We start from the raw sequence: 26,942 nt of genomic DNA, 5'->3' as shown, positions 1-26,942 counted from the left end.
CGTCCCAGGCAGCGGCCGCTGATCCCCCGGCGCTTGGCTGGTCGAAGCGGCGTGAGGCACGTCGTCAGCATCGCTTTTCAAGCCGGACGCCCCTTCATGACCACGACCGCCTTACCCCTCGATCGGCGCTACGACCTCGACTGGATTCGGGTCGGCGCGTTCTTCCTGCTGATCCTCTACCACACCGGCATGTTCTACGTGCCTTGGGGTTGGCATGTGAAGACGCCGCATGTCGTCGAGGGCCTGATGCCCTTCATGCTGATGACCAATCCCTGGCGCCTGACCCTGCTCTTCCTGGTCTCGGGCGCGGCGACGCGGTTCATGGCCGACAAGACGCCGGTCGGAAAGCTGACCCTGGCGCGGATCGCGCGGCTGTTGCCGCCGCTGCTGTTCGCGATGGTCGTGATCGTGCCGCCGCAGTCGTACTACGAGATCGTCGAATATATCGCCAAGCACCCCGGCGCGCCGGTGGGCGTCGAGAACTTCTGGATCCGCTACGTCACGGCCTCGGGCCATTGGTGCGGCCCCGACGGCGAGTGCCTGATTACCCCGACCTGGAACCACATGTGGTTCGTCGCCTATCTGCTGTTCTACACGCTGGTGCTGGCGGTGATGCTGATAGTCTGGAAGAGGGTCGGCGAACATACCCAGAAGGGCGCCGAGTGGCTGCTGAAGGGTCTCGGTCTCTTCGTCTGGCCGGTTCTGTTCCTGGGCATGCTGCGCGCCACGCTCTACGCCAAGTACGGCGAAACCCACGCTCTGGTCGGCGACCACTACGTGCACGCCGTCTCGTTCAGCGCCTTCCTGTTCGGCTTTGGCCTCGCGAAGTCGGAGGTCCTGCGTGATCGCTTGATCGCCGTGCGGTGGCCGGCCTTGGCCCTGGCTGTCGCCGCCTGGGCGGCTTGGAGCGTCTATGTCTGGACCTATCGCAGCGACACGGCCGTTCCGCCGGAGCAGCTGAAGCTGGCCATGCGCTTCGTCTTCGCCACGGACACCTGGTGCGCCATCGTCGCCATCCTGGGTTTTGGGGCCAAGCACCTCGCCAACAAAGGCGGCTCAACGCTGCGCTACCTGACCCTGGGTGTCTTCCCGTTCTACCTGGTGCACCAGACCCTGATCGTGGTCATGGCTCACCACCTGGCCAAGCTGGGCCTGCCCCAGGGCCTGGAAGGCGCGATCCTTGTCGTGGCGACCTTCGTCGGGTGCTTCGCGACCTACGAGATCGTGCGGCGCATCCCCGGCGTGCGGATCCTGTTCGGCCTGAAAGGTCAGCCGGCCGACGCGGTCGCCAAACGCCCGCCGGCTTTCGCATAGGCTTGGGAGCCGCGCGTGATGACGGTGTCGCCGGGAACGATCTCGGCGACACCGATGTCGCTCGCGCCGGCCATCCGCGCGTAGATCGCGCCGAAGTCGCGCAGCGTGACCTCCTGCAAGGTCTTGATCGAGTCGATCACGAAATAGACCTGCTGGAAGTCGTCGATCCGGTAGTTCGTCCGCATCACCCGCTCCAGGTCGAAGCCGATGCGGTTGGGCGAGGGATCGTCCAGGGCGAAGATCGACTCGGTGCGCGACGAGACGATGCCGGCTCCGTAGATGCGCAGGCCCGCTGGCGTGTTCATCAGGCCGAATTCCACCGTGTACCAGTAGAGGCGAGCGAGGTTCGCCAGGCGGCCCAGGCCCAGCGCGCGCTGCCCACCCTGGCCATAGGCCTGCATGTAGTCGGCGAATGTCGGGTCGGTCAGCATCGGCACGTGGCCAAAGACATCGTGGAAGATGTCCGGCTCTTGCAGATAGTCCAGCTCGTGCGGCTTGCGGATGAACTGGCCGGCCGGGAAGCGGCGGTTGGCCAGGTGGTCGAAAAAGACGTCGTCGGGTACCAAGCCCGGCACGGCGACCACGCTCCAGCCGGTCAGGCGCTGGAGTTCCTCATTGATCCGGTTGAAGTCGGGAATGCCCGTGCGGTGCAGGTCCAGCGCGTCGAGGCCGCGCAGGAACTCGTCGCAGGCGCGGCCGTGCAGCATCCGCGCCTGGCGCTCATACAGGGTGATCCAGACGTCGTGCTCGGCCTGGGAGTAGGTCTCCCAGCCCTGATCGATCGTCCAGTCGGGGCGGGCGCCCGGAGGCGGTCCGTTGCTAAAGCCATCTCCGCTCATGAGGAGACGCTACGCCCCGATTTTGGCAAAAGCTGTTCGGAGTTTGCGCTGAAAGCACGGTTCGGCGGATAGACGTTCTATCTAGTGCGAGATCCGGGGGCGAAGCTTGTACAGCCCGTGATCGAACGACTCGAAGATCACCGCGGTCTGCGGGTGGCCGACCGGTTCGCCGGTGTCATCGGGCAGCAGGTTCTGCTCCGACACATAGGCGACGTAGCTGTTGTCCTCGTTCTCGGCCAGCAGGTGGTAGAACGGCTGGTCCTTGGTCGGCCGGATGTCTTCCGGGATGGACTGCCACCACTCCTCGGTATTGGCGAACACGGGGTCGACGTCGAACACCACGCCCCGGAAGGGGAAGATGCGGTGCCGGACGACCTGGCCGATCGCGAATTTGGCGAGTCTCGAATTCATGGCGTTAACTATAGCAGGCGCACCTGACTGAATCCTGAACGTAGAGCTCAGAACGCGGAGCACAAGGCGACGCTTCCCGGGAGGCGAGCTTTCCTCCGAAACCGACAGGCTCTATGGTCGACTCGAAGTGAGATGTCGCGCGGTCGCGACGTCTGCGAGACAGGTAGTAGAGACCATGTCGGAGGCGCCGCGCGCGCCCGGCGCGCCGCAAGGCCGGCGCCGGCGGTCTCAGGACGAGTCTGCCGCGTGCTATGCGGCGCTGGACCTGGGGACCAATAACTGCCGCCTTCTGGTGGCCACGCCCACGCCGCGCGGTTTCCGCGTCGTCGAGGCCTATTCCCGCATCGTGCGTCTGGGCGAGGGCCTGTCGCAGACAGGCATGCTGTCGGACGCCGCCATGGAGCGCTCGCTGGCCGCTCTGCGGGTGTGCGCCGAGAAGATCCGCCGTCGCAAGGCGGTGCGGGTCAAGGCCGTCGCGACCCAGGCTTGCCGGGGTGCGGCCAATGGTCCCGACTTCGTGAAACGGGTGCAGGAAGAGACCGGCCTCAAGCTGCAGATCATCAGTCCGCGTGAAGAAGCCCAGCTGTCGGTGGCCGGGTGCATGAGCCTGTTCGACCGTCAGCAGGACGCGGCCTTGGTCGTCGATGTCGGCGGTGGTTCGACCGAGCTCTCCTGGGTGGATCTGAAGGGCGGCGGCCTCGACGCCAAGCCGCGTCAGTTCGCGGCCTGGAAGTTGCCGATCAAGGCATGGCTGTCGATCCCGGTGGGCGTTGTCACCCTGGCCGAGCGCTTCCCCGAGGGCGAACGCGCCGACGAGGGCTGGTTCCGGGCCATGGTCGACGACGTGAAGGGCCGCATCGAAGCTTTTCCGCATGCCGAGCCGATGCGTGAGATTTTCGCCGAGGGCAGGGCGCACCTAGTCGGCACCTCCGGTGCGATCACCAGCTTGGCCGGCCTCCACCTGGGCCTGCCGCGCTATGACCGGAACGTCGTCGACGGTCTCTGGATGAACCGCACCGACTGCGATGCGGCGTCCGAGCGCCTGCAAGCGCTGACCTCGGCCGAGCGGGCGCAGGAGCCGTGCATCGGTTCCGATCGGGCCGACCTCGTGCTGGCCGGTGCGGCGATCCTGCAGGCCGTTCAGGAGCTGTGGCCTTGTTCGCGCGTGCGTGTCGCCGACAGAGGGCTTAGAGAAGGCCTCCTGATGTCCCTGATGTCCGACCAGCAGAAGCGCCCGCGTCGGCGTCGTCGCGGCGGAGCGTCCAAGAAGCCGGTAGCCGCATGAGCGATGAAGAGCCTCCCCGCAAGCGTATGGTCAAGCCGCCAGCCGGTGGCACCGAAGGCGGTCGCGCCAAGCCCGCGCGCCTGAAGACCGCCTATGGCCGCACGCCCAGCCAGCAGGCCTGGTTGGAGCGACAGATCAACGATCCGTTCTCGGCCAAGGCTCGCGCCCTAGGCTACCGCAGCCGCGCGGCGTTCAAGATCAGCGAGATCGACGAGAAGTACCGCTTCTTCAAGAAGGGCGCGAAGGTCATCGACTTGGGCTGTGCGCCGGGGGGCTGGCTGCAGATCGCCGTCGAGCGTGGTGTCACCGATCTCGTCGGCATCGACCTGCTGCCGGTCGATCCGGTGGCGCCGGCCCACCTCCTGGAGATGGACTTCACCGCCGACGACGCGCCAGGCAAGCTCCTGGAGTTGCTGGGCGGGGAGCCGGACCTGGTGATGTCGGACATGGCGCCGAACACGGTGGGGCACCGCGAAACCGACCACCTGCGCATCGTGGGTCTGATCGAGATCGCCGCCGAATTCGCCATCGACGTGCTGAAACCCGGCGGCGCCTTCGTCGCCAAGGCTTTCCAGGGTGGGGAGACGGCCGAAGTCATCGCCCGGCTGAAGAAGCGCTTCGACAAGGTCCAGCACTACAAGCCCAAGGCCAGCCGGGCGGACAGCTCCGAGGTGTTCCTGGTCGCGACGGGGTTCAAGGGGCGGTAGGGGGCAAGCGCAAAGGCGATTCGTTAATCCAAATTAGGAATCGAATCGTTGAGCTCTGAAGTGGAATCGCTCCACAGCCTTTTATGAGCCACATTTTGTAGGTCTCTTGCGCTGGGATACCCTATTTAGGGGCTGAATCCGCGCTTGCGCGTCCTTGACTCAAATCACAAACCGCTACAAATCTTTTCACGCAGGTCTCTTCCTCTGTGAAGAAACCGCCAGGATTCGGGCCCTGGCGGTTTCAGAGTTCGAGACCTCGTGCATAACCGTTAGGCCGGAGACGCACGAGATAGGTGTGAACGGCGAGGAGCATAGCTCCTAGCTTACCAATTGCAAGTCTTCGGTCGTCTTCTGGTTCACGCCAAGGAGCGATGACCTATGACTAGAATGAAGATTGCGCATGTGCGCGAACAGAATATCGATCTTATCGTAGTCCCGCTGGATCGTAGTTTCGGCTTTAAGTCGCAACGCGATCAGCGTGGCATTATCGGCGAACTCCAAGCTCGGTCGCGTGCTGCTGGCCTCGCTGGCACCGTGGTGCCTGTCTGGGACAACGGGGGAGGGCGCATGGCTTTCATCGCCCCTCAAAACTGGCATCCCTTCTTTCGCAGCATCGGATTGGGGTGGGTGTTCGCGAACCTTAATCGCGAGTTGGCGTGGTAACGCCCTCTAGCTTTCGATCCGCTTGGCAAGGGCCGTCATCGCACAGGTGGCGGCCCTTCTCTTGTTCAAGGCCGCGCCATGGCTGCGATCTGAGATTTTGGCTAGCTGACGCCTCGACAACCGCCCCCCTCACGGCTATATCCGCGCCGCAAAATGGAGACTCCGATGGAGATTCGCGAAGGGCTCACCTTCGACGACGTTTTGCTCGAACCCGGCCCGTCCGACGTCATGCCTACTCAGGTGACGACCGAGACCCGGTTCACGCGTGAAATCAGTCTGAACATTCCGCTCGTGTCCGCCGCCATGGACACGGTGACCGAAAGCCGCCTCGCCATCGCCATGGCGCAAGCCGGCGGCCTGGGCATTCTGCATCGCAACCTCACCAACGAGGAGCAGGCCGACCAGGTTCGCGAGGTCAAGCGCTACGAAAGCGGCATGGTCATCAATCCGCTGACCATCCACCCCGACACCACCCTGGCCGAGATCCGCGAGATCACGGCCCGCCGAAAGATCTCGGGCTTCCCGGTGGTCGAGCGCGGCTCGGGCAAGCTGGTCGGCATCGTCACCAACCGCGACATGCGCTTCGAGGGCGACGCCAATGTCCCGGCCTCGGCGATCATGACTCGCGAGAACCTGATCACCGTCGCCGAAGGTGTCGATCAGGCCGAAGCCCGCGAACTGCTTCGCAAGCACAAGATCGAACGCCTGATCGTCGTCGACGAGGCCTATCGCGCCGTCGGCTTGATCACGGTGAAGGACATCGAGAAGGCCCAGGCTCACCCCCTGGCCGCCAAGGACGACAAGGGCCGCCTGCTGGTCGGCGCGGCCTCGACCGTCGGCGACGCCGGCTTCGAGCGCTCGATGGGCCTGGTGGACGCTGGCGTCGACGTCGTCGTCATCGACACCGCCCACGGCCACTCCAGCCAGGTCGCCCAAGCGGTCTCGCGCCTGAAGCGTGAAGCCAACCGCGTTCAGATCGTGGCCGGCAACATCGCCACCTACGACGCCGCCCGCGCCCTGATCGACGCCGGCGCCGACGCGGTGAAGGTGGGCATCGGCCCCGGTTCGATCTGCACCACCCGCATCGTCGCGGGCGTGGGCGTGCCGCAGCTGACCGCGATCATGGAAGCCGTGCGCGCCGGTCGCGAGAGCAACACCCCGATCATCGCCGACGGCGGCATCAAGTACTCGGGCGACCTGGCCAAGGCCATCGCCGCCGGGGCCTCGACCGCCATGATGGGCTCGATGTTCGCTGGCACCGAAGAGGCGCCGGGCGAGGTGTTCCTGTACCAGGGCCGTTCGTACAAGAGCTATCGCGGCATGGGCTCGGTGGGCGCCATGGCCCGCGGCTCGGCCGATCGCTACTTCCAGAAGGAAGTGACGGACAACTTCAAGCTCGTGCCGGAAGGCATCGAGGGCCAGACCCCGTTCAAGGGCCCGATCTCGCCGGTGCTGCACCAGCTGGTCGGCGGCCTGCGCGCGGCCATGGGCTATGTCGGCGCGCCGACCATCCCCGAACTGCAGAAACGCGCCAAGTTCGTCCGCATCACGGGCGCGGGCCTGCGTGAAAGCCACGTCCACGACGTGATGATCACGCGCGAGGCGCCGAACTATCCGAGCGCGGTCTAAGCGATGCGTATGGCCTTCGAGCTGCAGATGGTGGCGGCGGCGGTGATCCTCGGGATCATCCACCTGCTGTGGGCGGCTGCCGCCGCCCAGCCCCAGCGCGGCTTGAAGTGGAATGCGGGTCCCCGCGACGAGCCGGTCGTCCTGACCGGCGTCGCGGGGCGCCTGGAACGCGCCTTCGCCAACTTCCGCGAGACGTTTCCGTTCTTCGCGGTGCTGGTGATGATCGACTATCTGGGGGGGCGGCTCGGTGCGCTGACCGCCTATGGCGCGGTGATCTATGTGGTCGCCCGCGCCGTCTATATCCCGCTCTATGCCTTTGGCGTGCCCTATGTGCGCAGCTTGACCTGGGTCGCCTCGATGGTCGGGATCCTGATGCTCCTCGCGGCCCTGGTGGTCTGATGCGCGACGGTGGACGGGTTTCGGCGGCGATCGAGGTCTTGACCGAGATCGAGGCGCGGCATTTTCCGGCGAAGATGGCCTTGAAGCGCTGGGGCGAGACCGCGCGCTACGCCGGCTCCAAGGACCGCGCCTTCGTCTCCGGCCTGCTGCTGGACGCTCTGCGCCGCAAGCGCTCGCTGGGTTGGATGATGGGCGATACCAGCGCGCGCAGCGTCATGCTGGGCGTACTGGCCTTCGTCTGGAACTGGACGCACGAGCGTATCGCCGAGGCCGCCTCGGAAGAGCACGGCTTTGGCGCCCTGACCGATGTCGAGCGCGAACGGCTGGTCAGCCCCGTCTCGCTGGACGGCGCGCCGGCGCCCGTCGTCGGCGACTATCCCGATTGGCTGGAGGAGCGGCTGGTCCGCGCTTTCGGCGGCGATCAGGCCATCGAGATGCGGGCGCTATCCGAGCGTGCGCCGGTCGACCTGCGGATCAACACCCTGAAGACCGACGCCGAACGCGGCGCCAAGGCGGTCGCGCTGATCGGCGCCGTTCCCGCCGGCGTGCTGCCGACCGCGTTCCGCATTCCCGCGCCCGAAGCCGCCGATCGCACGCCGTCGGTCGAGGCCGTGCCCGCTTTCTCCAAGGGCTGGTTCGAGGTCCAGGACCTGGGCTCACAGATCGCCGCCGCCGTGGCGGGCGAGGTCAAGGGCAAGCAGGTGCTGGACTTCTGCGCCGGCGGGGGCGGCAAGACGCTCGCGCTCGCGGCGGCCATGGGCAACACCGGCCAGATCTTCGCCCATGACAGCGACGCCCGCCGTCTGGCCGACACCATCCGGCGCGGCCAGAGGGCAGGGGTCCGCAACCTGCAGATCCGTTCGCCGATCGAGGCCACGCCGCTGACGGGCCTGGAAGGCAAGATCGACGTCGTCTTCGTCGACGCCCCCTGCACCGGGGCCGGCACGTGGCGTCGCCACCCGGACGCCAAGTGGCGCTTGTCGCCCGACCAACTGGCCAAGCGCCAGATCGAGCAGGACTCGGTCCTGGAAGACGCCTCGACCTTCGTTAAGGCCGGCGGCCGCATGGTCTATGTCACCTGCTCGCTGCTGGTCGACGAGAACGAGGACCGCGTCGCCGGCTTCCTCGAGCGCCACCCCGAATTCACCGTCAAGCCGATCGCCCTGGACGGCGTCGAGCACGTCACGCCCGAGGGCTTTCTGCGCCTGACCCCTCATCGCGCCGGAACGGACGGTTTCTTCGCCGCCGTGCTGGAGCGTTCGTCCTACACGCCCTGATCCGACCTGACCGCCCGATCGAAACTAAGACCGCTGGAGACTTGCCGATGACCACCGAAACCCACCACCAGCGCGTCCTGATCGTCGACTTCGGCAGCCAGGTGACCCAGCTGATCGCGCGCCGGGTGCGCGAAGCCGGCGTCTATTGCGAGATCCATCCGTTCGACAAGGCTGAAGACCTCGTCGACACCTACAAGCCTACCGCCATCATCCTGTCGGGCGGCCCGGCCAGCGTGCTGGAGGACGACAGCCCCCGCATCGGCCGCAAGCTGTTCGACCTCGGCCTGCCGCTGCTGGCCATCTGCTACGGCCAGCAGCTGCTGTGCGACGTGCTGGGCGGCAAGGTCGAGGGCGGTCACGCCGGCGAGTTCGGCCGCGCCGAGTTGACCATCGGCAAGCAAAGCCCGCTGTTCGAAGGCTTGGCCGGCGTCGGCGAAATGGAAACCGTCTGGATGAGCCACGGCGACCGCGTCACCGCGATCCCGGAAGGCTTCGAGGTCGTTGGAACCTCGACCGGCGCACCGTTCGCCGCCATCGCCAATGACGCCAAGCAGATCTACGCCCTCCAGTTCCACCCGGAGGTCTATCACACGGTCAACGGCGCCAAGATCTATAAGAACTTCCTGGCCCTGGCCGGCCTGACGGGCGACTGGACCATGGCGGCGTTCCGCCAGGAGATGGTCCAGAAGATCCGCGACCAGGTCGGGACCGGCAAGGTGATCTGCGGCCTGTCGGGCGGCGTCGACAGTTCGGTGGCCGCCGTCCTGATCCACGAAGCGATCGGCGACCAGCTGACCTGCGTGTTCGTCGACACCGGCCTGCTGCGCAAGAACGAGGCCGACCAGGTCGTCACCCTGTTCCGCGACCACTACAATATCCCGCTGGTCCACGTGGACGCCGGCGACATGTTCCTGGGCGAGCTGGCCGGCGTCAGCGACCCGGAGACCAAGCGCAAGACCATCGGCCGCCTGTTCATCGAGGTCTTCGACAAGGAAGCCGCCAAGATCGATGGCGCGCAGTTCCTGGCCCAGGGCACGCTCTATCCCGACGTGGTCGAGAGCGTCTCGGCCCGTGGAGGCCCCTCGGCGGTGATCAAGAGTCACCACAATGTCGGCGGCCTGCCGGACTACATGAAGCTGAAGCTGGTCGAGCCGCTGCGCGAACTCTTCAAGGACGAAGTCCGCGCCCTGGGCGTCGAGCTGGGCCTGGCCCCGGCCTTCGTCGGCCGCCACCCGTTCCCCGGCCCGGGCCTGGCCATCCGCATCCCGGGCGAGATCACGCCCGAGAAGGTCAAGGTCCTGCAGGACGCCGACGCCATCTACCTGGAAGAGATCCGCAACGCCGGCCTCTACGACCAGATCTGGCAGGCCTTCGCCGTGCTGCTGCCCGTGAAGACGGTCGGTGTCATGGGCGACGCCCGCACTTACGAGAACGTCCTGGCCCTGCGCGCGGTCACCTCGACCGACGGCATGACCGCCGACTTCTTCGAATTCCCCTGGCCGATCCTGGGCAAGACCGCCACCCGCATCATCAACGAGGTGCGCGGCGTCAACCGGGTCGTCTACGACGTGACCAGCAAGCCGCCCGGCACGATCGAATGGGAATAGAGGTACGCTAGAAGGTTGGTGGAAGCTGGGGCGGCGGTGGTCGTGGTGGATCCGACGAGCGCGACCGGGGCAGTCCCACGGCGATAGCGATCTTCACGCCGCTTCAGGGCCGGGCGCGGGACGGTGGAATGTGCTGAGCAGGCCGGCCGCCAGGGTCAGCAGGGCGCTGATCGCCAGGCCGATCCGCGGCGCGGCGTCGAGGGTGAGGAGGCTGAACAGCAGCGTCATGATCACAACCCCAGTCGTCTGGCCTGTCAGCCGCGCCATGGACTGCAGGCCGCCCGCCGCGCCGCTGCGCTCTATCGGCGCGGACAGGAACATGTTGCGGTTGTTGGTCACCTGAAACAGGCCAAAGCCGAGGCCGCAGAGCATGACGATGGGCATGATCGTGACCGGCGCCTCGGCCAGGGGCCAGGCCGACGCCGCGAAGAGTCCCACCGAGAGCAGGGCGCAGCCGGCGGCGCACAGCAGCGCCGTAGAGGATGGCTTGGCCATCCGTCCGGCCAGGGTCGCCGATGCGGCGGCCATTAGCGGCCAGGGCGTGATGTAGAGCCCGGCCTCCAGAGGGCTGAGGCCCAGACCGTGCTGGAGATAGAAGGGGAGGGCGACGAGGCCCGCGCCCTGTCCGATGAAACAGCAGACCGAGGCGGCTGCCGAGCGCCGGAACGAAGGCCCGCGAAGGAGGTCGAGCGGCAGGAGCGGAACGTCTTGCTGGACATCACGCCGGATCAGCAGCGAGAGGGCGATCGCTCCGCCAGCAAAGGCGACAAAGGCGACTGCTGGGGCCTTCAGGAGTGTCTCGGCGCCGACGATGAGCAGGCCAAAGCCGCTCAAGCTCAGGGCCACGCTGACCCGGTCGATGGGACGAGACGAACCTGACGCACGGGGAAGGGCGGTTGCCGCGCCGAGCACGAGCAGGCCCAGCGGCAGGTTGATGGCGAAGAGCCAGGGCCAGCTTGCCAGAGACAGCACAAGCGCGCCGACCGTTGGGCCGGCGGCGGAGGTGAGCGCGACCACGAGCGCGTTCCAGCCGATGGCGACGCCCAGCCTGTGCGCGGGGACGACGGTGCGCAGCAGCGCCACGCCCAGCGACATCACCGCGGCCGCGCCCAGGCCCTGAACGAAGCGCGCCGTGATCAGCCAGGTCAGGCTCGGCGCCGTCGCGCAGAACACGGACGCCAGGGTGAACAGCGCCACGCCGACGATAAACACCCGGCGATGGCCCAGGCTCTCGCCCAGCGCCCCGCACGGCAGGAGCGCGATGACGAGACCCGCCTGGTAGGCCGTGACGACCAGGACCGCCGAGGCGGGCGAGACGCGCAGGTCGCGGGCCAGGGTCGGGAGGGCGACGTTGACGATCGAGGCGTCCAGCACCACGAGCATCAGCGCCGTCAGGACCGAGGCGATCGCCAGGGCAGGCAGGCGGGCGCCGGCGGTCATCGCTGGGCGACCCGAAACGCCCCGTCCTCCTCGACGTAGCGCGTGATCCGGCCTTCTTGTTTGTCCTCCACCTGCAGGTCGCGCTCGGTGAAGCGGAACAACAGGGCGGGGCCGGCCTTGCAGTGCGTGTCGTGGATGTCACTCGGCAGGTAGGCCATGACCATGCCCGGACGGACCAGGGTGGCGTCGCGCTTGACGAGGCGGACCTGCTCGTCCGGATCGAGATGTCGCGCATAGCTGCCCATCTCGGACTCGCCGCTCTGGACGCCGTAGAGCACCCAACTGCGCCCATGGTCGTGAGGCCGCCGATAGAGGCTTTCCGCTTCGGTATGGGCCAGGAGCACGAAGCCATGGTCTGGATCGCGGTAGAGCTCTCGGCTGGCCGGCTTTTCGTTCAGCAGCGAGGCCAGCCAGTCTTCCGTCGGCGCGGCCTGAAGAAGCGCACGCAGGTGGCCACGGCAGTCGGCGATCAGGTCGCTTGAAAGCGGCCCCCAGCTGGCCCGGACATCGGCGACGAAGGTCTGGAGCGAGTTCCTGTACATCGGCTTTCCTTTCGCGCCGAAGGGCGGCGTTCAATGAAAGCTAGCGACAGACGATATGTGGCGGAACGCGCACGGTTTTCACAAAGTCATTGCGTTTGACGCCATATCTCGTGGACGTGGTAGGCTCTGGAAATGCAGATCCCTGACCTGAACCTGCTGGTGACGCTGGATATGCTGCTGGCCGAAGGCAGCGTCACGCGGGCCGCCAAACGCCTTCAACTCAGCCCCTCGGCCATGAGCCGCGCGTTGGCGCGCCTTCGCGAGGTGACCGGCGACCCGCTGCTAGTGCGGGCGGGGCGCGAGCTGGTCGCGACGCCGAGGGCCATGGAGCTTCGAGAGCGGGTCGCCCAGCTGGTCCAGGACGCCCAGACCGTGCTGCGGCCAGTCGAAACCCTCGACCTTGGACAGGTGAGGCGCGCCTTCACCCTGCGCACGAGCGAGGGCTTCGTGGAGACCTTCGGTCCTGCCTTGATCGAAAGGCTGGCGGTCGAGGCGCCTGGCGTCCAACTGCGCTTCGTCCAGAAGCCGGACAAGGACAGCAAGCCGCTGCGCGACGGCTTGATCGATCTGGAGACGGGCGTCGTGGAAGACGACACCGGGCCGGAATTACGGACCCAGGTCCTGTTCCACGACCGCTATGTCGGCGTGGTGCGCCAGGGGCACGTGCTGGCGACAGGGGCGATGACGCCGAAGCGCTATGCGACCGAGCGCCATGTGGCGGTGTCGCGCGACGCGCTCGCCAAGGGCCTGATCGACGATGCTTTGGCCCAGGACGGGATCGTGCGCGAGGTCGCCACGGTCGTGGGGGGCTTCGCCACGGCGATCTCGCTCGCGCGGTCGTCGGGACTGGTCGCCACCGTGCCGGAACGCCATACGCAAGGGCTGCGGGAAGGGCTGGTCAGCTTCGAGCTTCCCATACCGGTCACCACCTTTCCGGTGTCGCTGCTCTGGCACCCGCGCATGGAGGCCGACCCGGCGCATCGCTGGTTGCGCGGGCGGGTGCGGGAGGTCTGCGCCGATCCGGCGATCTAGACCTTCTCGCGATCGGCCGCGTTCCACGGGCGCAGGAAGCGCACGAGGCAGGCCAGCAGCACCAAGAGCGTGAGAAGGCCAGGAAGGCTGGCCTCGAGGCCGAAGGCGCCGCCGGTGAGCCAGGTTGGCGCGTTGCGCAGGTGCGGGATCAGCAGGGCGGGCTCGCTCTCACCGCTGACGCCAAAACCCAGGATCACGCCCTGCATGACATTGGCCATGAAGTGAAGGCCGATCGGCATGGCCAGGCTTCGCGTACGCACGAAGGCCAACCCGAAAAGCATCGAGGCCAGGAAGATGTTGCAACCGGCCCAGACCTTGGTGGCGCCCTCCATACCCGGGTTGTTGAGATGGGTAAGAACGAAGAGGAGGGCGGTCAGCACTTGAGCCGGCCAGACGCCAAGCCCATCGATAAGACGTTGGAAGAGCACGCCTCGAAACAGCAGTTCCTCGGCCAGCGCCACCGCGAGCATGAGCGCGATCGCGTTGGCGAGCGTCTGAGGCGCCGAGGTCGAGAGTTCGAACCTTACGAGACCGGTGGCGGCGAGGCCCAGCGCTGGAAGCGCCATCAGCAGGCCGCCCAACACCGCGCCGGTCGCAAAGCCCGTGATCCAGCGCCCGTCCATGGCGCCGATGACCTCGGTCACGGGCTTGCGGCGCAGGATCTGGACCACCAGGGTCGCGATCGCGATCAATGCGAACTGCTCCCAGAGCGTCACCTCGCGCTTGAAATGTGCGGCGGCGAGGATGGCTGGGAACAGAAGGATCGCGAGAACAAGAAAGAAGCCAGCCAACCACCACCCGTTACGGAGCTTTCGATCGCGGTTCACGAACGCAAGGCTGATCCAGGTCGGCATGGTGGGGTCCACCTTCAGGCTGGCCGTTTGGCTTGATGGGCTCGCCGCACGATAGGCGATCGACCAGAATCCTGAAGCCGCACTGTACGCAAGGCGTCATTGCGTGCAGCGCTTCTGATCACCGTCGTTCCCTGCGGACTGAGAGGTCCGAGTGCGGACCAAGACCCACTGTCAGCTCTCGGCGCAGCTCTATCGGCGTTGGCTCGTCGCGAGCCGGACGTTGATCACCAGGTCGCTGCTTCACGCCTTTGGGAGGCAAAATATTCAATGTTTTCAGAGTTTACCGGGCCTGTCGGAGGCACGCCCCGAGCGGCCCATCTGCCCGCCCTGCCAATTCGACTTCCAAGAATATGAACCGCCGCACCTTGACAGGGTCGATGTTACCGATAACTCCTCTGGCCAATTGGCCAAGAGGTCAGGCCACTTTGTCGAGGTAAGCCTGTGTCCAGGATCGTAGACGCCAAGGTCATCGTGACCTTCCCCATGGGGCCGCGCATCGATCCACTCGTCTTTTCCGGGAGCCGGCCGATGGCGCCGGTTCAGCGACGCCGGCCTCGCGCGTCGCATGGGCTGGCCGACGTCTTGGCCGAAAGGATCAGGACCGGCCTCTACCCGGCCGGCGGCTGGATGCCCGCCGAACTGGAGCTGCTCTACGAATTCCGCGTGAGCCGGATCGTGCTTCGCGAGGCGATGATCGTCCTGGAGTGCCGCGGCCTGATCGAGGTCCATCACGGCCGTGGGATCAGGATCCTCGAACAGTCGGACGCGGGGCGACAGTTCGATGGCGCCGTCGACGCGATCGACATGCTGGAGGCCTGCCGCCTGTTTGAAGGCGAAGCCGCCGCCTGTGTCGCCAGCCGGGCCGACCTGACTGTGCTGGACCGGTTCGAGCTCAGCGAGCGTCGGGTCACCCTGCACGACTGCCACGGCTTCCATGTCACCCTGGCCGAGGCGACCGGCAATCCGGCGATCGCCCAGTGCGTCAAGCGCCTCTGGAGCCTGGCCTTGTCGCGGCCGAGCATCAGCGGGGTCTTCGGCGCCGCGCTCTTCAATGCCGGCCAGGACATGGGCGCCCTGCAGCGGGAACTTCTGAAGCGGATCGGGCAGAGGGCGCCCGATACGGCCCGTCGCGCCGCCCAGGACCTGTTCGGCGCCTATGTCGACGCCGTGCTCGACCACGAAGAGCGCGAGCGGGTTCGCCGTGAACTGGTCGAAAGCCAGCAACGCCGTCTCGACTGGATACGAAGGCGGATGGCCGGCTGAGACCGCGTTCGCCGCCACGGTCGCGGACGCGTGGAGAACCCATGCCGGCGGGGCCGGCCTTACTCCCCGGCGGCGTCCCGCCTGGGGCCTTTCGGGCTGCGCGAAACTTTTTTGAGAATTCCGTGTCCGGGTTTCGCGCGGGCGTCGTCTATCATTGTGGACGCTTGAGGAAACCGCTCCCGATGAACCCGCTGAGGGACATGCTCGACAAGGCGCGCCGCATGGTGCTCCGACGGGGCGCGTCGGTGGACGAAGCGGACGATATCGTCCAGGAGGCCTTCGCGCGGGTGGAAGCCTTTGCGCGGGCGCACGAAGTCCGTTCCCAGGAGGCGGTTCTGGTCACGACGGCCGTCAATATCGTTCAGGATCGCCGGCGGCGGCGGGCGCGCTCGCCGTTCGAGGTGGACGTGGCCGACATCACCGCGATCCCGGACGCCGGCCCGTTGCCCGACGACGTTTTGCGCGCCCGCGAGCGTCTTCGCCGAGCGTCGGCCGGGCTTGATCGTCTTTCGCCGGACATCCGCCGCGTGCTTCTCGCCCATCGTCTCGAAGGCCTCTCCTATCCGGAGATCGCCCGTCGCGAAGGCCTGACCGTTTCAGCGGTGGAGAAGCGCGTGGCGCGCGCCGTTCACTTCCTGGCGCAATGGATGGACGGCTGGTGATGTCGACGACCTCCAAGATCATCAGCGATATCGATCTGGCGGAAGCGGCCGCCTGGCTGTCGCGCCTGCAGAACGAACGCACGCCCGCGCTCGAGGCCGCCTTCAAGGACTGGCTGCAGGAGGCTGAGCATGCGCGGGCGTTCGCGCAGGTCACCGACGTCTGGGAGGTCATCCCCGGCGCTGCGATGCTCCAGCGCGCCAACACGCCCACGAAGGCGCCGCGCAAGCGGTCGCGGGCGTGGGTTCTCGCGCCCGTCGGCCTTGCGGCGGCCTGCGCCGCCCTGGTGATCGGCGTGCAGGTGACCCGAGCGCCTGCCTACAGCACGGTCGTCGGCCAGCAGCAGAACCTGACGCTGCGCGACGGCACGCGCGTGGCCATGAACACCGACAGCCATATGCGCGTCGAGTACTCCACGGACGAACGCCGGGTTCGCCTTGAGCGCGGCGAGGCCCTGTTCGACGTGGCGCACAATCCCCAGCGCCCCTTCATCGTCGAGGTGGGCGACGATCTGATCCGCGCCGTCGGGACGAAGTTCGACGTGCGGCGTGAGCGGGGGCAGACGACCGTGGTTCTTCTGGAAGGCCGCGTCGTCATCAGCCGCAAGCGCTCGGGCGACCAGGCGCCGGTCCAGATCGCGACGCTGAATCCCGGCGAACGCCTGACCGTGAGCACGGGCCTCCAGGTCGCCGTCGATCGGCCGAAGGTCGAGGCCGCCACGGCCTGGCGTCGTGGCGAGGTGATGTTCGACGACACCGACCTCGCCGCCGCCGTCGCGGAGTTCAATCGCTATGGCCCGACCCGCGTGGTGGTGTCCGATGCGGAGCTGAAGTCGCTTCGGGTGTCCGGCGTCTTTGAAGCGCAGGACGCGCCGGAATTCGCTCGCGCCATCGCCGAGCTGCATCATTTGCGCCTGGACCGGAAAGGCGATGAGATCATTCTGAGCCGCTGAAGCGTCGCCTTGGATTTTTTTGACACTTCGATGTCCGGATCGCGCCGACCCGACGTCTGGGAGTCAGGACCGCAAAGAAGCGGCCGGGGGAAACTCAGGAAAGACTGATGTCGTCGCAGTTCAGAGATGCTTTGCTCGGCGCGGGCGCGCTCGCCGCGCTTTTGGCCGCGCCGGTCGCGGCCCACGCCCAGGTCACCTACGATTACAATCTGCCGGCTCAGCCGCTGGCCGACACGCTGCGCGCGATCGGCAGCAAGGCTTCCGTCAATGTCGCGTTCGCGCCGGACACCGTGCGCAACCGCAAGGCCCCCGCGCTTCGGGGAAGCTACTCGCCGCGCGTCGCGCTGGATCGCGTCCTGGCCGGCTCCGGACTGACCGTGCGGGTCACCAGCGGCGGTTCGTTCCTGGTGGAAGCAGCGCCCGCGGCCCTGGAGGCCGCCGCCGCGCCGGGAAAGTCCGAGGAGGTCGCCTCAACCGTCGCTGAGGTCGTGGTCACCGGCAGCCGCGTCATCACCGATGGCTCCAAGGCGCCGACGCCGATCACTGTGGCGCTTGCCCAGGAGATCGAGGCGACCACGCCGGGCAGCCTGCCCGATGGCCTGGTCAAGCTGCCGGTGTTCATGGACAACGAGACGCCCCAGCGTCCCGGCGATGGCCGGCGCAATGACGGCGGCAACGTCCTCAACATCCACTCGCTGGGCGTCACGCGCACCCTGATCCTGCTCGACGGCGTCCGCATGGCGCCGACCAACGCCGTGGGCTCGGTGTCGATCGACACCATCCCGCAGATGCTGGTCGACCGCGTGGAAACGGTGACGGGCGGGGCGTCGGCGGTCTACGGCTCCGACGCGGTCGCCGGCGTCGTCAACTTCGTGCTCAACAAGAAGTTCTCCGGCGTGCGGCTCAGCGCACAGTCGGGCATTTCCAGCCGCAACGACGTCCCGTCCAAGAAGTTCGGGGCCGCCTGGGGAACGAACCTCCTGGACGGTCGCGGCCACCTGATGATCTCGGCCGAATACTATCAACGGGACAATCTGGCGGTGTTCGACCGCCCGTACGGCAAGGGCCTCTACCTGCTGCAGGGCGCGGGCACGGCCACCAACCCCTATGTCACGGCGGCCAACGTCCACCGTTCGGATTCCGCGTTCGGCGGCAAGGTCCAGTCGTGCGGCGGCACGGTGTCGCTCTGCACGGCGCTGGGCCAGCAGTTCGTCGGCAATTCGGTCCTCGGGGCCTTTGACGCCGGCGCAACCTCGAAGACCGCAGGCCAGAGCCTGGGTGGCGACGGAGCCTACAGCAAGTACAGCGACGCCCTGGTCGCCCAGAAGCGCCAAGCCTATTTCGGCCGCTTCGACTACGAGGTGAACCCCAAGCTGCGCGCCTTCGCCCAGGGCAGCTGGTCGCGCGCGCAGTCGGAAGGCTGGCACTTCGCCGACAAGATCACGCCGGTCGCGACGCCGGGCCTGACGCCCTCCACGGCTGGGGTCTTCTTCAAGAACAACCCATTCCTGTCGGCCAGCGCCCAAACGGCGCTGAACAACCTCGGCGCCACCAATTTCACCGCCGCCAACACGTTCAGTCTCGGCAGCTATATCGACCTCGGGCGCGAGAACACTGCCGGCACCAAGGCGCGCAACGACTACTATTCGGTGATGGCGGGTCTCGATGGCGAGGTCGGGACGTTCGACTGGAACCTCTATCTGTCGCGCGGGCAGAGCGATCAGCTCACGACCAGCCGCAACAACGTCAACCAGCAGAAACAGTTCGCGGCCAGCGACGCCGTGCTCGTGAACGGCGCCATCCGCTGCTTCGCATCGACCTCGACCGACCCGGCGATCGCCGCTCGCTATGCCAACTGCGTGCCGCTCAATCCGTTCGGGCCGAGCAATATTACCCAGGAGATGTTCGACTACTTCACGGAGGACACCTCGTACCTGCTGACCAACCGCGTCGACAGCATCGGGGGCGCGATCAGCGGCGAGGTGTTCGACGGCTGGGCTGGTCCGATCACCGTCGGGATCTCCGGCGAAGCGCGCTGGAACAAGCTCGACATCTCCGGCGACCACTCGACCGAGGCCACGGCCCGGGTCGACTGCGCCGGCCTGCGCATCTGCAACACCAGCACCACCGCGCCGACCTATGTCTGGGCCGCGCCGGTTCTCGCAGGCGTCAGCGCCAAGAGCAACGTCTGGGAGATCGCCGCCGAAGCCGAGGCGCCGCTTATCCACGACAAGCTGCTGTTCCAGGACCTGACTCTGAACCTGGCCGGCCGCCACACGGACTACAGCACTTCGGGCGCGGTCAACACCTGGAAGGCGGGCCTGGTCTGGCAAGTGATCCGCGACATCCGCCTGCGAGGTGCGACCTCGCTCGATATCCGGGCGCCGACGCTCTACGACCTGTTCACCCCGACCCAGATCACGGTTGGCAGCTTCACCGACATTCGCCTGATCAACGGCAGCTTCGTGACCGTGGCCAACAAGGTCGCGAACCTGATCACCGAGGGCAATCCCGACCTGAAGCCTGAAAAGGCCCGCACCTGGACCGGGGGCGTCGTGCTCCAGCCGCGCTTCATTCCGCAGCTGACCTTGCAGGCGGACTATTATTCGATCGAGATGAAGAACGCGATCGGGGCGATCGGCGGCGGGACCGATGCGGTCAAGCGCATCTGCGAGAACTCCGGCGGCGCGCACCCCTATTGCGCCCTGTACACGCGGCCCAATCCCTTCTCGAACACCACCGCCGACAACTTCCCCACCGCCGTTCGCACGATCAGCATCAACGCGGCGCAGCGGCGCGTGAAGGGCTGGGACTTCGAAGGCAACTACCGCTCCGGGCCCTTCATGCTGCGGGCTCTGGCCACCTATCAGCCGGTCAACGAGACGGTGGCGTTCGAAGGCCAGGCGGTCGGTGAGCGGGTCGCGCCCGAGTGGAAGGTCTCGGCCTTCGCTGGCTACACCAGCAGCCGGGTCAGCGCCCGACTGCAGCACACCTGGTTCTCGTCCTACGACCGTGGGACGGGCTATCAGGACGCTCGCTACATCGATGCGATGAGCACGACCGACGCCAGCGTCCAGTTCACGGTGAAGACCGGCAACGGCATCAAGCTCATGCCGTTCGTCAGCGTCCAGAACCTGTTCGACAACCATCCGCAGATCGCGCCGATCAACACCGGGATCGGCATCCAGTACCCGACCGTCTCGGGCTACGACATCATCGGGCGCTACTACACGTTCGGTGTGCGGGCCAGCTTCTAACGTCATGTGTTGAAGGAAGGGCGCGGCCTTGGCCGCGCCCGACGTTGGGGGCGGAGATACCCATGAAAAAGGCCCTGCTGGCGGCGTTTTGCCTGCTCGGTTCCGCCAGCGCGCCCGTGCTGGCCCACGCCGGAAGCTATCGCACGATCCCGGGCGGCGTGGTGGTCACGCCGTCGTCGGGCGCGATGGGCCGCGTCGAGCTGTCCGTGCACGGGGAGGGTCTTATCCATGTGGTGGCCCGCCCTCGAAACACCACGCAGTTGCCGAAGCCAGCGCCCAGCCTGATCGCGCCGAACCCGCCGAGTGCGGGCAAGTTCAAGGTCGGTGCCAAGGCCGGCCATGTCCGTATTGTCGCCCGCCGGTCGACGGCCGATGTCGATCTCGAGACGGGCCTGGTCCGCTTCTACAGCCCGGCTGGAAAGGAACTGCTGGCGGAGTCCGGCCAGCCCGCCTTCAAGGCTGTCACAGTCGGCGGCCAGTCGTTCCTGAAGGTCTCGCAGCAGTTCAACCGCGATACGGACGAGAGCGTCTATGGCCTGGGTCAACACCAGTACGGCCAGATGGACTATGTCGGCCAGGACGTGGAACTGCAGCAGCACAACACGGACATCGCGTCGCCGTTTCTCGTCTCGACGCGCGGCTACGGCCTGCTGTGGGACAACAACGGCATCTCCCGTTTCGGAACGCCCGAACCCTACAAGAAGGTCGGGGAGGGGATGCCGGTCGTCTCGAACGGCAAGCCCGGGTTCACCGCCGAGTACTTCATCGACGGCAAGTCCGTCCTGGTCCGGCAGGAGCCGACGGTCGACTACCAATACATCCGCGACAAGGTCCGCTGGCCGGACGCGGCGCGCGCGACGCTCGCCAAGGCCGACGGCGGCCAGAACCCCCAGGGCGTCGCGACCCAGTGCCAGAAGGTGGTCTGGAGCGGCGCCGTCACGCCGGCGGTCGGCGGTGACAACAAGTTCGAACTGTACGCGTCCGGCTATTTCAAGTTGTGGGTGGATGGCAAGCTGATCCTCGACCGTTGGCGAGTCAGCTGGAACCCCTGGTACGAGAAGTTCCAGATCCCGATGACAGCCGGCAGGCCGGCGAACATCCGCATCGAGTGGGCGCCGAACAACGGCTACATCGCGCTCTACCAGAGCGACCCGTTGCCCGCGCCGGATCGCAGATCCGTCTGGATGACCAGCGATGTCGCGCGGGCCAAGGAATACTGGTTCGTGCCTGGCGGCGACATTGATGGCGCCATCGCCGGCTACCGCCAACTGACCGGTAAGTCGGAGATGCTGCCTAAGTGGGCCTATGGCTTCTGGCAGTCGAAGCAGCGTTACGAAACCCAGCAGGAGCTGCTGGACGTGCTCGCGAAGTATCGCGCGCTGAAAATCCCGATCGACAACATGGTCCTCGATTGGCGCTACTGGGCCGACGACGCCTGGGGCAGCCACGCGTTCGACCCGGCCCGCTTCCCCGATCCGAAGGGCATGGTCGACAAGGTCCACGACGCCAACGCCCAGGTCATGATCTCGGTGTGGCCGAAGTTCTATCCGCGGACCCAGAACTTCAAGGAGCTGGCGGGCAAAGGCCACGTCTACGGTTACATGCTGGAGCAGGGTTGGAAGGACTGGGTGGCGCCTGGCTACAACAGCACCTTCTACGATCCCTATTCCCAGGAAGCGCGGGACATCTACTGGCGGCAGATCGAGGAGAACCTCGGGATCAAGGGCTTCGACGCGTGGTGGGCCGACGCCAGCGAGCCCAACATGCACTCCAACATCTCGACCGAGGAGTGGACCAAGACCCTTGGGGCCAACGCCATCGGCCCGGGGGCGGCGTACTTCAACAGCTATCCGCTGCTGCATTCACAGTCGTTCGCCGACGGCTGGCGTCGCTTCAAGCCGGACGTGCGCGGCTTCGTGCTCAGCCGGTCCGGTTTCGCCGGCATCCAGCGCAATGGCGTCGCGATCTGGTCGGGCGACGTTGGCAGCACGTGGCCGGACCTTCGCAACCAGATCTCGGCGGGCGTCAACGCCTCGATGGCCGGCATCCCGAACTGGACCCACGACATCGGCGGTTTCACGGCCGAGGACCGCTACACGACGAAGTCGCCTAAGCCGGAAGACCTGGACGAGTGGCGCGAGCTCAATGCGCGGTGGTTCCAGTTCGGCGCCTTCAGTCCGCTGTTCCGCAGCCACGGCGAAGGCCCGCCCCGCGAGATCTTCAACATCGCCCCAGAGGGCTCGCCGTTGCGCGGGTCGATGGTCTGGTACGACCGGCTGCGCTATCGGCTGATACCCTACATCTACACGCTGGCGGCCGACACCTATCTCAAGGACGGCAGCATCATGCGTGCGCTGGCCGCCGACTTTCCTGACGACCTGACGGCCCGAGGCAAGGACGACGAGTACCTGTTCGGGCGCGAATTCCTTGTGGCGCCAGTGGTCGAGTACAAGGCGCGCGCCAGGCTGGTCTACCTTCCCAAGGGCGCGGCCTGGTACGACTTCTACAGCGGTCGCCGGTACGAAGGCGGCGTCTCCCAGACCGTCGACGCGCCGTACGAGCGGATGCCGCTGTTCGTCCGCGCCGGATCGATCATCCCCATGGGGCCGGTCACGCAGTACGTGGACGAGCGGCGCGACGCGCCCTTGACGGTGACCGTCTATATCGGCGCCGACGGCGCCTTCTCGCTCTACGAGGATGATGGCCGGAGCCAGCAGTACAAGACCGGCGCCTACAGCCGGATCCCGCTCCGCTACAGCGAGCGCGAGCAAACCCTGACGATCGGCGCGCGCCAGGGCGGCGCCTGGAAGGGCATGCCCGCCACCCGCACGATCCGGATCAAGTGGGTCAGCGAAGGCGACCCCGTTACCGACGACGATCGCTACGACCGCGAGGTCGTCTACGCCGGACGAGCACTCGTGCTGCGGCGTCCCGCCAAGTCCCAGTCCCACTAGCTTGCTGACGATGCATGAGGTTCGATCCTTGACCCGCAATCCTCTCCGTCTTCTCGGCATCGGCGTGCTTTCCGCGATCGCCCTTTCGGCGACCACCGTGGCCTCGGGCCCGGCGCGAGCGGCCGACGGCTCGACCGCGAAGCTGGTCTTCGTCGATTACCACGTGCCGCGCTTCACCCGGCTGCACGACGGCGCCAATGGCGTGTGGCAGTTCGCTGGGGAGTCCATGGCGACGCGGCTGCGCGGGACGGGCGTCAACTACAATCCCGACCTGATCGACGACGCCGGCCGGAACCAGATCGCCGCCATCGCCTATCCGCTGGCCGGCATGCAGTCGGAACTGGATCCCGACTATCTGGAGTACCAGGTGCTGTCGGCGAAATGGGCGCGCATCGACGGCTTCATGGTCGAGTGGGGCCATCAGGACCACGCCGGCAACGCCACGCTTCTGGCCTTGGCGCAGATGGCGCGGAAGCACGGCCTCAAGGTCGGCGTCAATTGGTGCGTGTCCTGGGCCAAGCAGGGCATGCCGGCCGGGTCCGACCGTGAGGCCTATCTCGCGCGGCTCGACGCCGCGGCCGACTACATCCAGAAGGCGCTCTACGCCGAACCCAGCGCCGCCCGCGTGGGCGAGCGGCCGGTGCTGATGATCTTCGGCGGGGACCTGAAGGACGACGAATTCCACCGCCTGGTCCAGCGTTTCCCGAGCGGGTCGGACGCGCCGATCCTGCTCCGTCAGGGCATGATCGGCGGCGGCCTGGTCGACGGGCGGATGGCGATGAAGCCCGCCGAAGCCGACTGGTTCAGCAGCGCCAAGGGGTTCGGGCCGGATGTCGGCGGCGTCTTCGGCTGGGTGCCCGCGCGCCTGCGTTACACGACCGAACCCGACGCCCAGTTCGACCGTTACGCCACGACCGAGGACGTCCCAACCTATCTGGAGGCGCTGCTCTCCCTGCCGTCGCCGGATCGCCCGTTCCTGCGTATGACCAGCGCCACGCCGGGCTTCGACAACCGGCCGGCGGCGGGCTGGATCAAGAACGACTTGAGCCACCTGCCGCGTAGTCAGGAGACCGTCTACGACGCGATGTGGCGCTTCAACCTGGCGCATCGCACGCGGTTCGACTGGGTGCTCATCCCGACCTGGAACGACTGGACCGAAGGCTCCCAGATCGAGCCGTCGGTCGAGGATCGCGGCGCGGCGCTGGCGATGACCGAGCGCAACATCGCCGCGCTGAAGGACGTCGCGTCGACGCCGGACGGGCAGGGGCTTCCGCTACGCCTGTTCAAGCTGCGCAAGGGCTGGGAGCGCGTCAGCCTGATCGGCGGCGTCGCGCCGGACAAGGCTGCGGCGCTCGATGCGATCGCCCAGGCGATCAGCCATCGCGAGACCGAGCGCGCGGCGCGGATGGCGGAGGGCGCCGAACGAGACCTGGCCGAGGCGAACGCCAAACTGCCGCGCTCGCAACGCCTCGTCCTGCGCGCGGGGAAGGAACTGGCGGTCGTGAAGGCCGATCCAAAGGCCACCTCATTCTCGCTGCCCGTTGTCACCGCCGCGACGCTGCGCGGGAACTACTACGACGCCGCCCTCGAGTTCGACTATCGGACCTCCGCCGAAACGGCCATCACCATCAGGACCGCGACCGACCGCACGCGCTCGGCCCAGGGCGATTTCGGCGTTGTCGCCCAGATCAAGTCGAAGGCGGGCTCGGAGTGGAAGCGGGCGCGGGTCAGGATCTACGCCCAGAACGCCAAGTTCGAGCGCGGCCTTCCGAACGGCGCCGACCTTGCCTTCACCGCCTCGCAGCCGGTCGAGTTGCGCAATGTCGCGATGAAGGTCGAGGTCTACAAAAAGCCGTCGCCGGGCCGCTGAGCGCCGCGCCTTCCCGAAATTCGAACATCCCAGGAGACCGGCGCATGGCCGATGAGACCAAGAGCGGCGTCACCCGCCGGGGGATCGCTGGAGCGGCGGCTCTGACCCTGGCCGCCATCAAGGGCGAAGCGGCGCGGGCGACGACCAAGCCTGCCAGCGCCGGAGCGCCGGGGATCCTCTATCCGCACGAAAGCGCGTCGCGCTCCACGCGCGTCCTGGGCGGAACGTGGCGCTTCAAGACTGATCCCGCCGATGTTGGAGAAGGGCAGGGCTGGCAGAAAGGCCTTGCGGACTACCGCCTGATCCCGGTGCCCAGCAGTTGGAACGACATCTTCGACGATGTCCGCAACTATGTCGGCTCGGCCTGGTACGAGACGCAGTTTCGGGTCGACAAGGGCTGGCGCGGCCAGCGCATTCATCTGCGCTTCGGCTCGGTGAACTACACCGCCAAGGTCTGGCTGAACGGCAAGCTTGTCGGCGACCACGTCGGCGGCCATCTGCCGTTCGCCTTCGAGGTCACCGACAAGATCGCGCCGGACGGAGAGAACCGCCTGACGGTGCTGGTCGAGAACAAGCTGCGCGTGGATCGCGTGCCGGCCGCGCCGGATGTCTCGAAGGTCCACATCCATAGCCCGAGCTATCCGCAGACGACCTACGACTTCTTCCCCTATGCCGGCATCCACCGACCGGTGCAGCTGTTCACGACGCCTGACGTCCATCTGGCCGACATCACCGTGCGCACCAGCCTGGACGGGCAGGTCTCGGTGGAACTCCAGGCCAATATCGCCTGGTCCGGGACCGCGACGGTTTTCGTCGACGACGGCAAGGGCGCGGCGCGGGCCAGTATCGCCATCAAGGGCGGCAAGGGCTCGGGCGTCGTGTCGGTGAAGAACCCACGGCTCTGGAGCCCCGAGGATCCGCACCTCTATGCCCTGACGGTTCGCCTGGCCGAGGACGAGTACGCCTTCAAGATCGGTATCCGCACGGTGGCCGTACGCGACGACGCGCTGCTGCTGAACGGCAAGCCGGTGTTCCTGCGCGGCTTTGGCAAGCACGAGGACTTCCCGATCCACGGCCGGGGCCTGGACGTTCCGTCGATCGTCCGGGACTTCGAACTGCTGAAATGGATCGGCGCCAACAGCTTCCGCACCTCGCACTATCCCTACAGTGAAGAGGCGATGATGCTGGCCGACGAATACGGTCTGCTGGTCATCGCCGAGACCTCGGCGGTCAGCGTGGTGTTCATGGATCCGCCGGCGGCGATCGAAGCCCGACGCCGCCAACTGGTCGCGGAAATCGAGGCCCTGATCCAGCGCGACAAGAACCACCCTTGCGTGATCATGTGGTCGGTGGCCAACGAGCCCCTGCTCAAGCCGTTCTCCACCAACGATCCCGAACCGGCCGGCGCACTGGAGGTCGGCACGCGTTTCTTCGCACCGCTATTCGACCTGACGCGCAAGCTGGACGCCACGCGGCCCGCGGTCCTGGTCAGCACCCAGGGCGGGCCGATGGACTGGCAGGCCCTGGGCGACATCATCTGCATCAACTCCTACAATGGCTGGTACGAGGTCTCTGGCCAGATCGAGGAGGCCCGCGAGACGCTGCAGGCGGTCATCGCCCGGCTGCGGGCCCGCCATCCGGGCAAGCCGCTGATGTTCACCGAGTTCGGCGCCGACGCCGTTGCGGGCATGCACGCCCAGCCGCCGGAGATGTGGACCGAAGAGTTCCAGGCCGACCTGATCGAGATGTACATCCGGACGGCCGAGACCTATCCCTTCGTGATCGGCACGCACCCGTGGGCTTTCGCCGACTTCCGCACCTCGCAGAGCATCACGCGGGTCGGCGCGTTGAACCATAAGGGCTTCTTCACCCGCGACCGCCGACCCAAGCTCGCCGCCCACCGCGCGCGGGAACTCTGGAGCCGCCCGCCGCGTCGTCCCGGATAGGGCGCGCCGCGGGCGCCAAGTCGCTCACCCTAGAGCTGCGC

21 protein-coding genes are annotated in these 26,942 nt (G+C 66.8%); 16 read left to right on the top strand and 5 right to left on the bottom strand.

Annotated elements, in window-relative coordinates; all coding sequences use genetic code 11:
• Positions 1–96 precede the first annotated feature (96 nt).
• Positions 97–1,314: an acyltransferase family protein gene (locus tag AC07NN_RS18830; RefSeq protein ID WP_494644483.1), complete on the top strand. Its 1,218-nt coding sequence runs from the start codon at positions 97–99 to the stop codon at positions 1,312–1,314.
• Here the strand turns inward: AC07NN_RS18830 and phhA are convergent.
• Together phhA and hspQ are read right to left on the bottom strand one after the other, a co-directional pair.
• Positions 1,269–2,153, bottom strand: a complete 885-nt coding sequence (gene phhA, locus AC07NN_RS18825) for a phenylalanine 4-monooxygenase (RefSeq protein WP_494644481.1) — start codon at positions 2,151–2,153, stop codon at positions 1,269–1,271. The genes AC07NN_RS18830 and phhA overlap by 46 nt on opposite strands.
• A gap of 81 nt (positions 2,154–2,234) precedes the next feature.
• Positions 2,235–2,564 (bottom strand): heat shock protein HspQ, encoded by a 330-nt coding sequence (gene hspQ / locus AC07NN_RS18820; protein ID WP_494644479.1) that lies wholly within the window; start codon positions 2,562–2,564, stop codon positions 2,235–2,237.
• A 175-nt stretch (positions 2,565–2,739) separates the two neighbouring features.
• Here hspQ and AC07NN_RS18815 point away from each other — a divergent pair, with 175 nt between their 5' ends.
• From AC07NN_RS18815 to guaA, 7 genes are all read left to right on the top strand, one after another.
• Positions 2,740–3,849, top strand: a complete 1,110-nt coding sequence (locus tag AC07NN_RS18815) for a Ppx/GppA phosphatase family protein (RefSeq protein WP_494644476.1) — start codon at positions 2,740–2,742, stop codon at positions 3,847–3,849.
• Positions 3,846–4,556, top strand: coding sequence for an RlmE family RNA methyltransferase (locus AC07NN_RS18810; RefSeq protein ID WP_494644471.1), 711 nt, complete (start codon positions 3,846–3,848; stop codon positions 4,554–4,556). The genes AC07NN_RS18815 and AC07NN_RS18810 overlap by 4 nt, the downstream gene beginning before the upstream one ends.
• Positions 4,557–4,934: 378 nt before the next feature.
• Positions 4,935–5,219, top strand: a complete 285-nt coding sequence (locus AC07NN_RS18805) for a hypothetical protein (protein ID WP_494644468.1) — start codon at positions 4,935–4,937, stop codon at positions 5,217–5,219.
• A 165-nt stretch (positions 5,220–5,384) separates the two neighbouring features.
• The gene (gene guaB, locus AC07NN_RS18800) at positions 5,385–6,848 is read left to right on the top strand and encodes an IMP dehydrogenase (protein WP_494644464.1); all 1,464 of its coding nucleotides are present in this window, start codon (positions 5,385–5,387) and stop codon (positions 6,846–6,848) included.
• 3 nt (positions 6,849–6,851) lie between these two features.
• Positions 6,852–7,247, top strand: a complete 396-nt coding sequence (locus tag AC07NN_RS18795) for an MAPEG family protein (RefSeq protein ID WP_494644461.1) — start codon at positions 6,852–6,854, stop codon at positions 7,245–7,247.
• A complete protein-coding gene (locus AC07NN_RS18790; protein WP_494644459.1) occupies positions 7,247–8,524 on the top strand; it encodes an RsmB/NOP family class I SAM-dependent RNA methyltransferase in 1,278 nt (425 codons plus the stop codon). Before AC07NN_RS18795 ends, AC07NN_RS18790 begins: the two co-directional genes overlap by 1 nt.
• A 47-nt stretch (positions 8,525–8,571) precedes the next feature.
• Positions 8,572–10,131: a glutamine-hydrolyzing GMP synthase gene (gene guaA / locus AC07NN_RS18785; protein ID WP_494644456.1), complete on the top strand. Its 1,560-nt coding sequence runs from the start codon at positions 8,572–8,574 to the stop codon at positions 10,129–10,131.
• Positions 10,132–10,224: 93 nt separating this feature from the next.
• On the opposite strand, the gene AC07NN_RS18780 is transcribed toward guaA, so the two are convergent.
• Together AC07NN_RS18780 and AC07NN_RS18775 are read right to left on the bottom strand one after the other, a co-directional pair.
• Complete coding sequence (locus AC07NN_RS18780) at positions 10,225–11,571, bottom strand: MFS transporter (RefSeq protein WP_494644454.1); 1,347 nt, start codon at positions 11,569–11,571, stop codon at positions 10,225–10,227.
• Positions 11,568–12,113, bottom strand: coding sequence for a hypothetical protein (locus AC07NN_RS18775; protein ID WP_494644451.1), 546 nt, complete (start codon positions 12,111–12,113; stop codon positions 11,568–11,570). Before AC07NN_RS18775 ends, AC07NN_RS18780 begins: the two co-directional genes overlap by 4 nt.
• Positions 12,114–12,245: 132 nt before the next feature.
• On the opposite strand from AC07NN_RS18775, the gene AC07NN_RS18770 reads away from it, so the two are divergent.
• On the top strand, positions 12,246–13,145 hold the full coding sequence (locus AC07NN_RS18770; RefSeq protein ID WP_494644449.1) for a LysR family transcriptional regulator: 900 nt from the start codon (positions 12,246–12,248) through the stop codon (positions 13,143–13,145).
• Here the strand turns inward: AC07NN_RS18770 and AC07NN_RS18765 are convergent.
• A complete protein-coding gene (locus tag AC07NN_RS18765; RefSeq protein WP_494644446.1) occupies positions 13,142–13,999 on the bottom strand; it encodes a CPBP family intramembrane glutamic endopeptidase in 858 nt (285 codons plus the stop codon). The genes AC07NN_RS18770 and AC07NN_RS18765 overlap by 4 nt on opposite strands.
• 582 nt (positions 14,000–14,581) lie before the next feature.
• Between AC07NN_RS18765 and AC07NN_RS18760 the strand changes: the two genes are divergently transcribed.
• The 7 genes from AC07NN_RS18760 (at position 14,582) to uidA (ending at position 26,901) form a co-directional block, all read left to right on the top strand.
• On the top strand, positions 14,582–15,262 hold the full coding sequence (locus AC07NN_RS18760) for a FadR/GntR family transcriptional regulator (RefSeq protein WP_494644444.1): 681 nt from the start codon (positions 14,582–14,584) through the stop codon (positions 15,260–15,262).
• Between the two features lie 200 nt (positions 15,263–15,462).
• Positions 15,463–15,924, top strand: a complete 462-nt coding sequence (locus tag AC07NN_RS18755; RefSeq protein ID WP_494644442.1) for an RNA polymerase sigma factor — start codon at positions 15,463–15,465, stop codon at positions 15,922–15,924.
• Positions 15,924–16,874: a FecR family protein gene (locus AC07NN_RS18750; protein WP_494644439.1), complete on the top strand. Its 951-nt coding sequence runs from the start codon at positions 15,924–15,926 to the stop codon at positions 16,872–16,874. Before AC07NN_RS18755 ends, AC07NN_RS18750 begins: the two co-directional genes overlap by 1 nt.
• Positions 16,875–16,981: 107 nt before the next feature.
• A complete protein-coding gene (locus AC07NN_RS18745; protein WP_494644437.1) occupies positions 16,982–20,131 on the top strand; it encodes a TonB-dependent receptor in 3,150 nt (1,049 codons plus the stop codon).
• 62 nt (positions 20,132–20,193) lie between these two features.
• Positions 20,194–23,085 carry a glycoside hydrolase family 31 protein gene (locus AC07NN_RS18740; protein WP_494644431.1) on the top strand — a complete coding sequence of 964 codons (2,892 nt, stop codon included), beginning with the start codon at positions 20,194–20,196 and terminating at the stop codon, positions 23,083–23,085.
• 28 nt (positions 23,086–23,113) lie between these two features.
• Positions 23,114–24,955, top strand: a complete 1,842-nt coding sequence (locus AC07NN_RS18735; protein WP_494644429.1) for a glycoside hydrolase family 71/99 protein — start codon at positions 23,114–23,116, stop codon at positions 24,953–24,955.
• A 44-nt stretch (positions 24,956–24,999) separates the two neighbouring features.
• The gene (gene uidA, locus AC07NN_RS18730) at positions 25,000–26,901 is read left to right on the top strand and encodes a beta-glucuronidase (protein ID WP_494644426.1); all 1,902 of its coding nucleotides are present in this window, start codon (positions 25,000–25,002) and stop codon (positions 26,899–26,901) included.
• Positions 26,902–26,942: the final 41 nt, after the last annotated feature.

The organism is Caulobacter sp. GW821-FHT09H08, assembly GCF_059415885.1.
The sequence above is the reverse complement of the archived record's forward strand: the minus strand, read 5'-3'. Positions and strand labels throughout refer to the sequence as shown.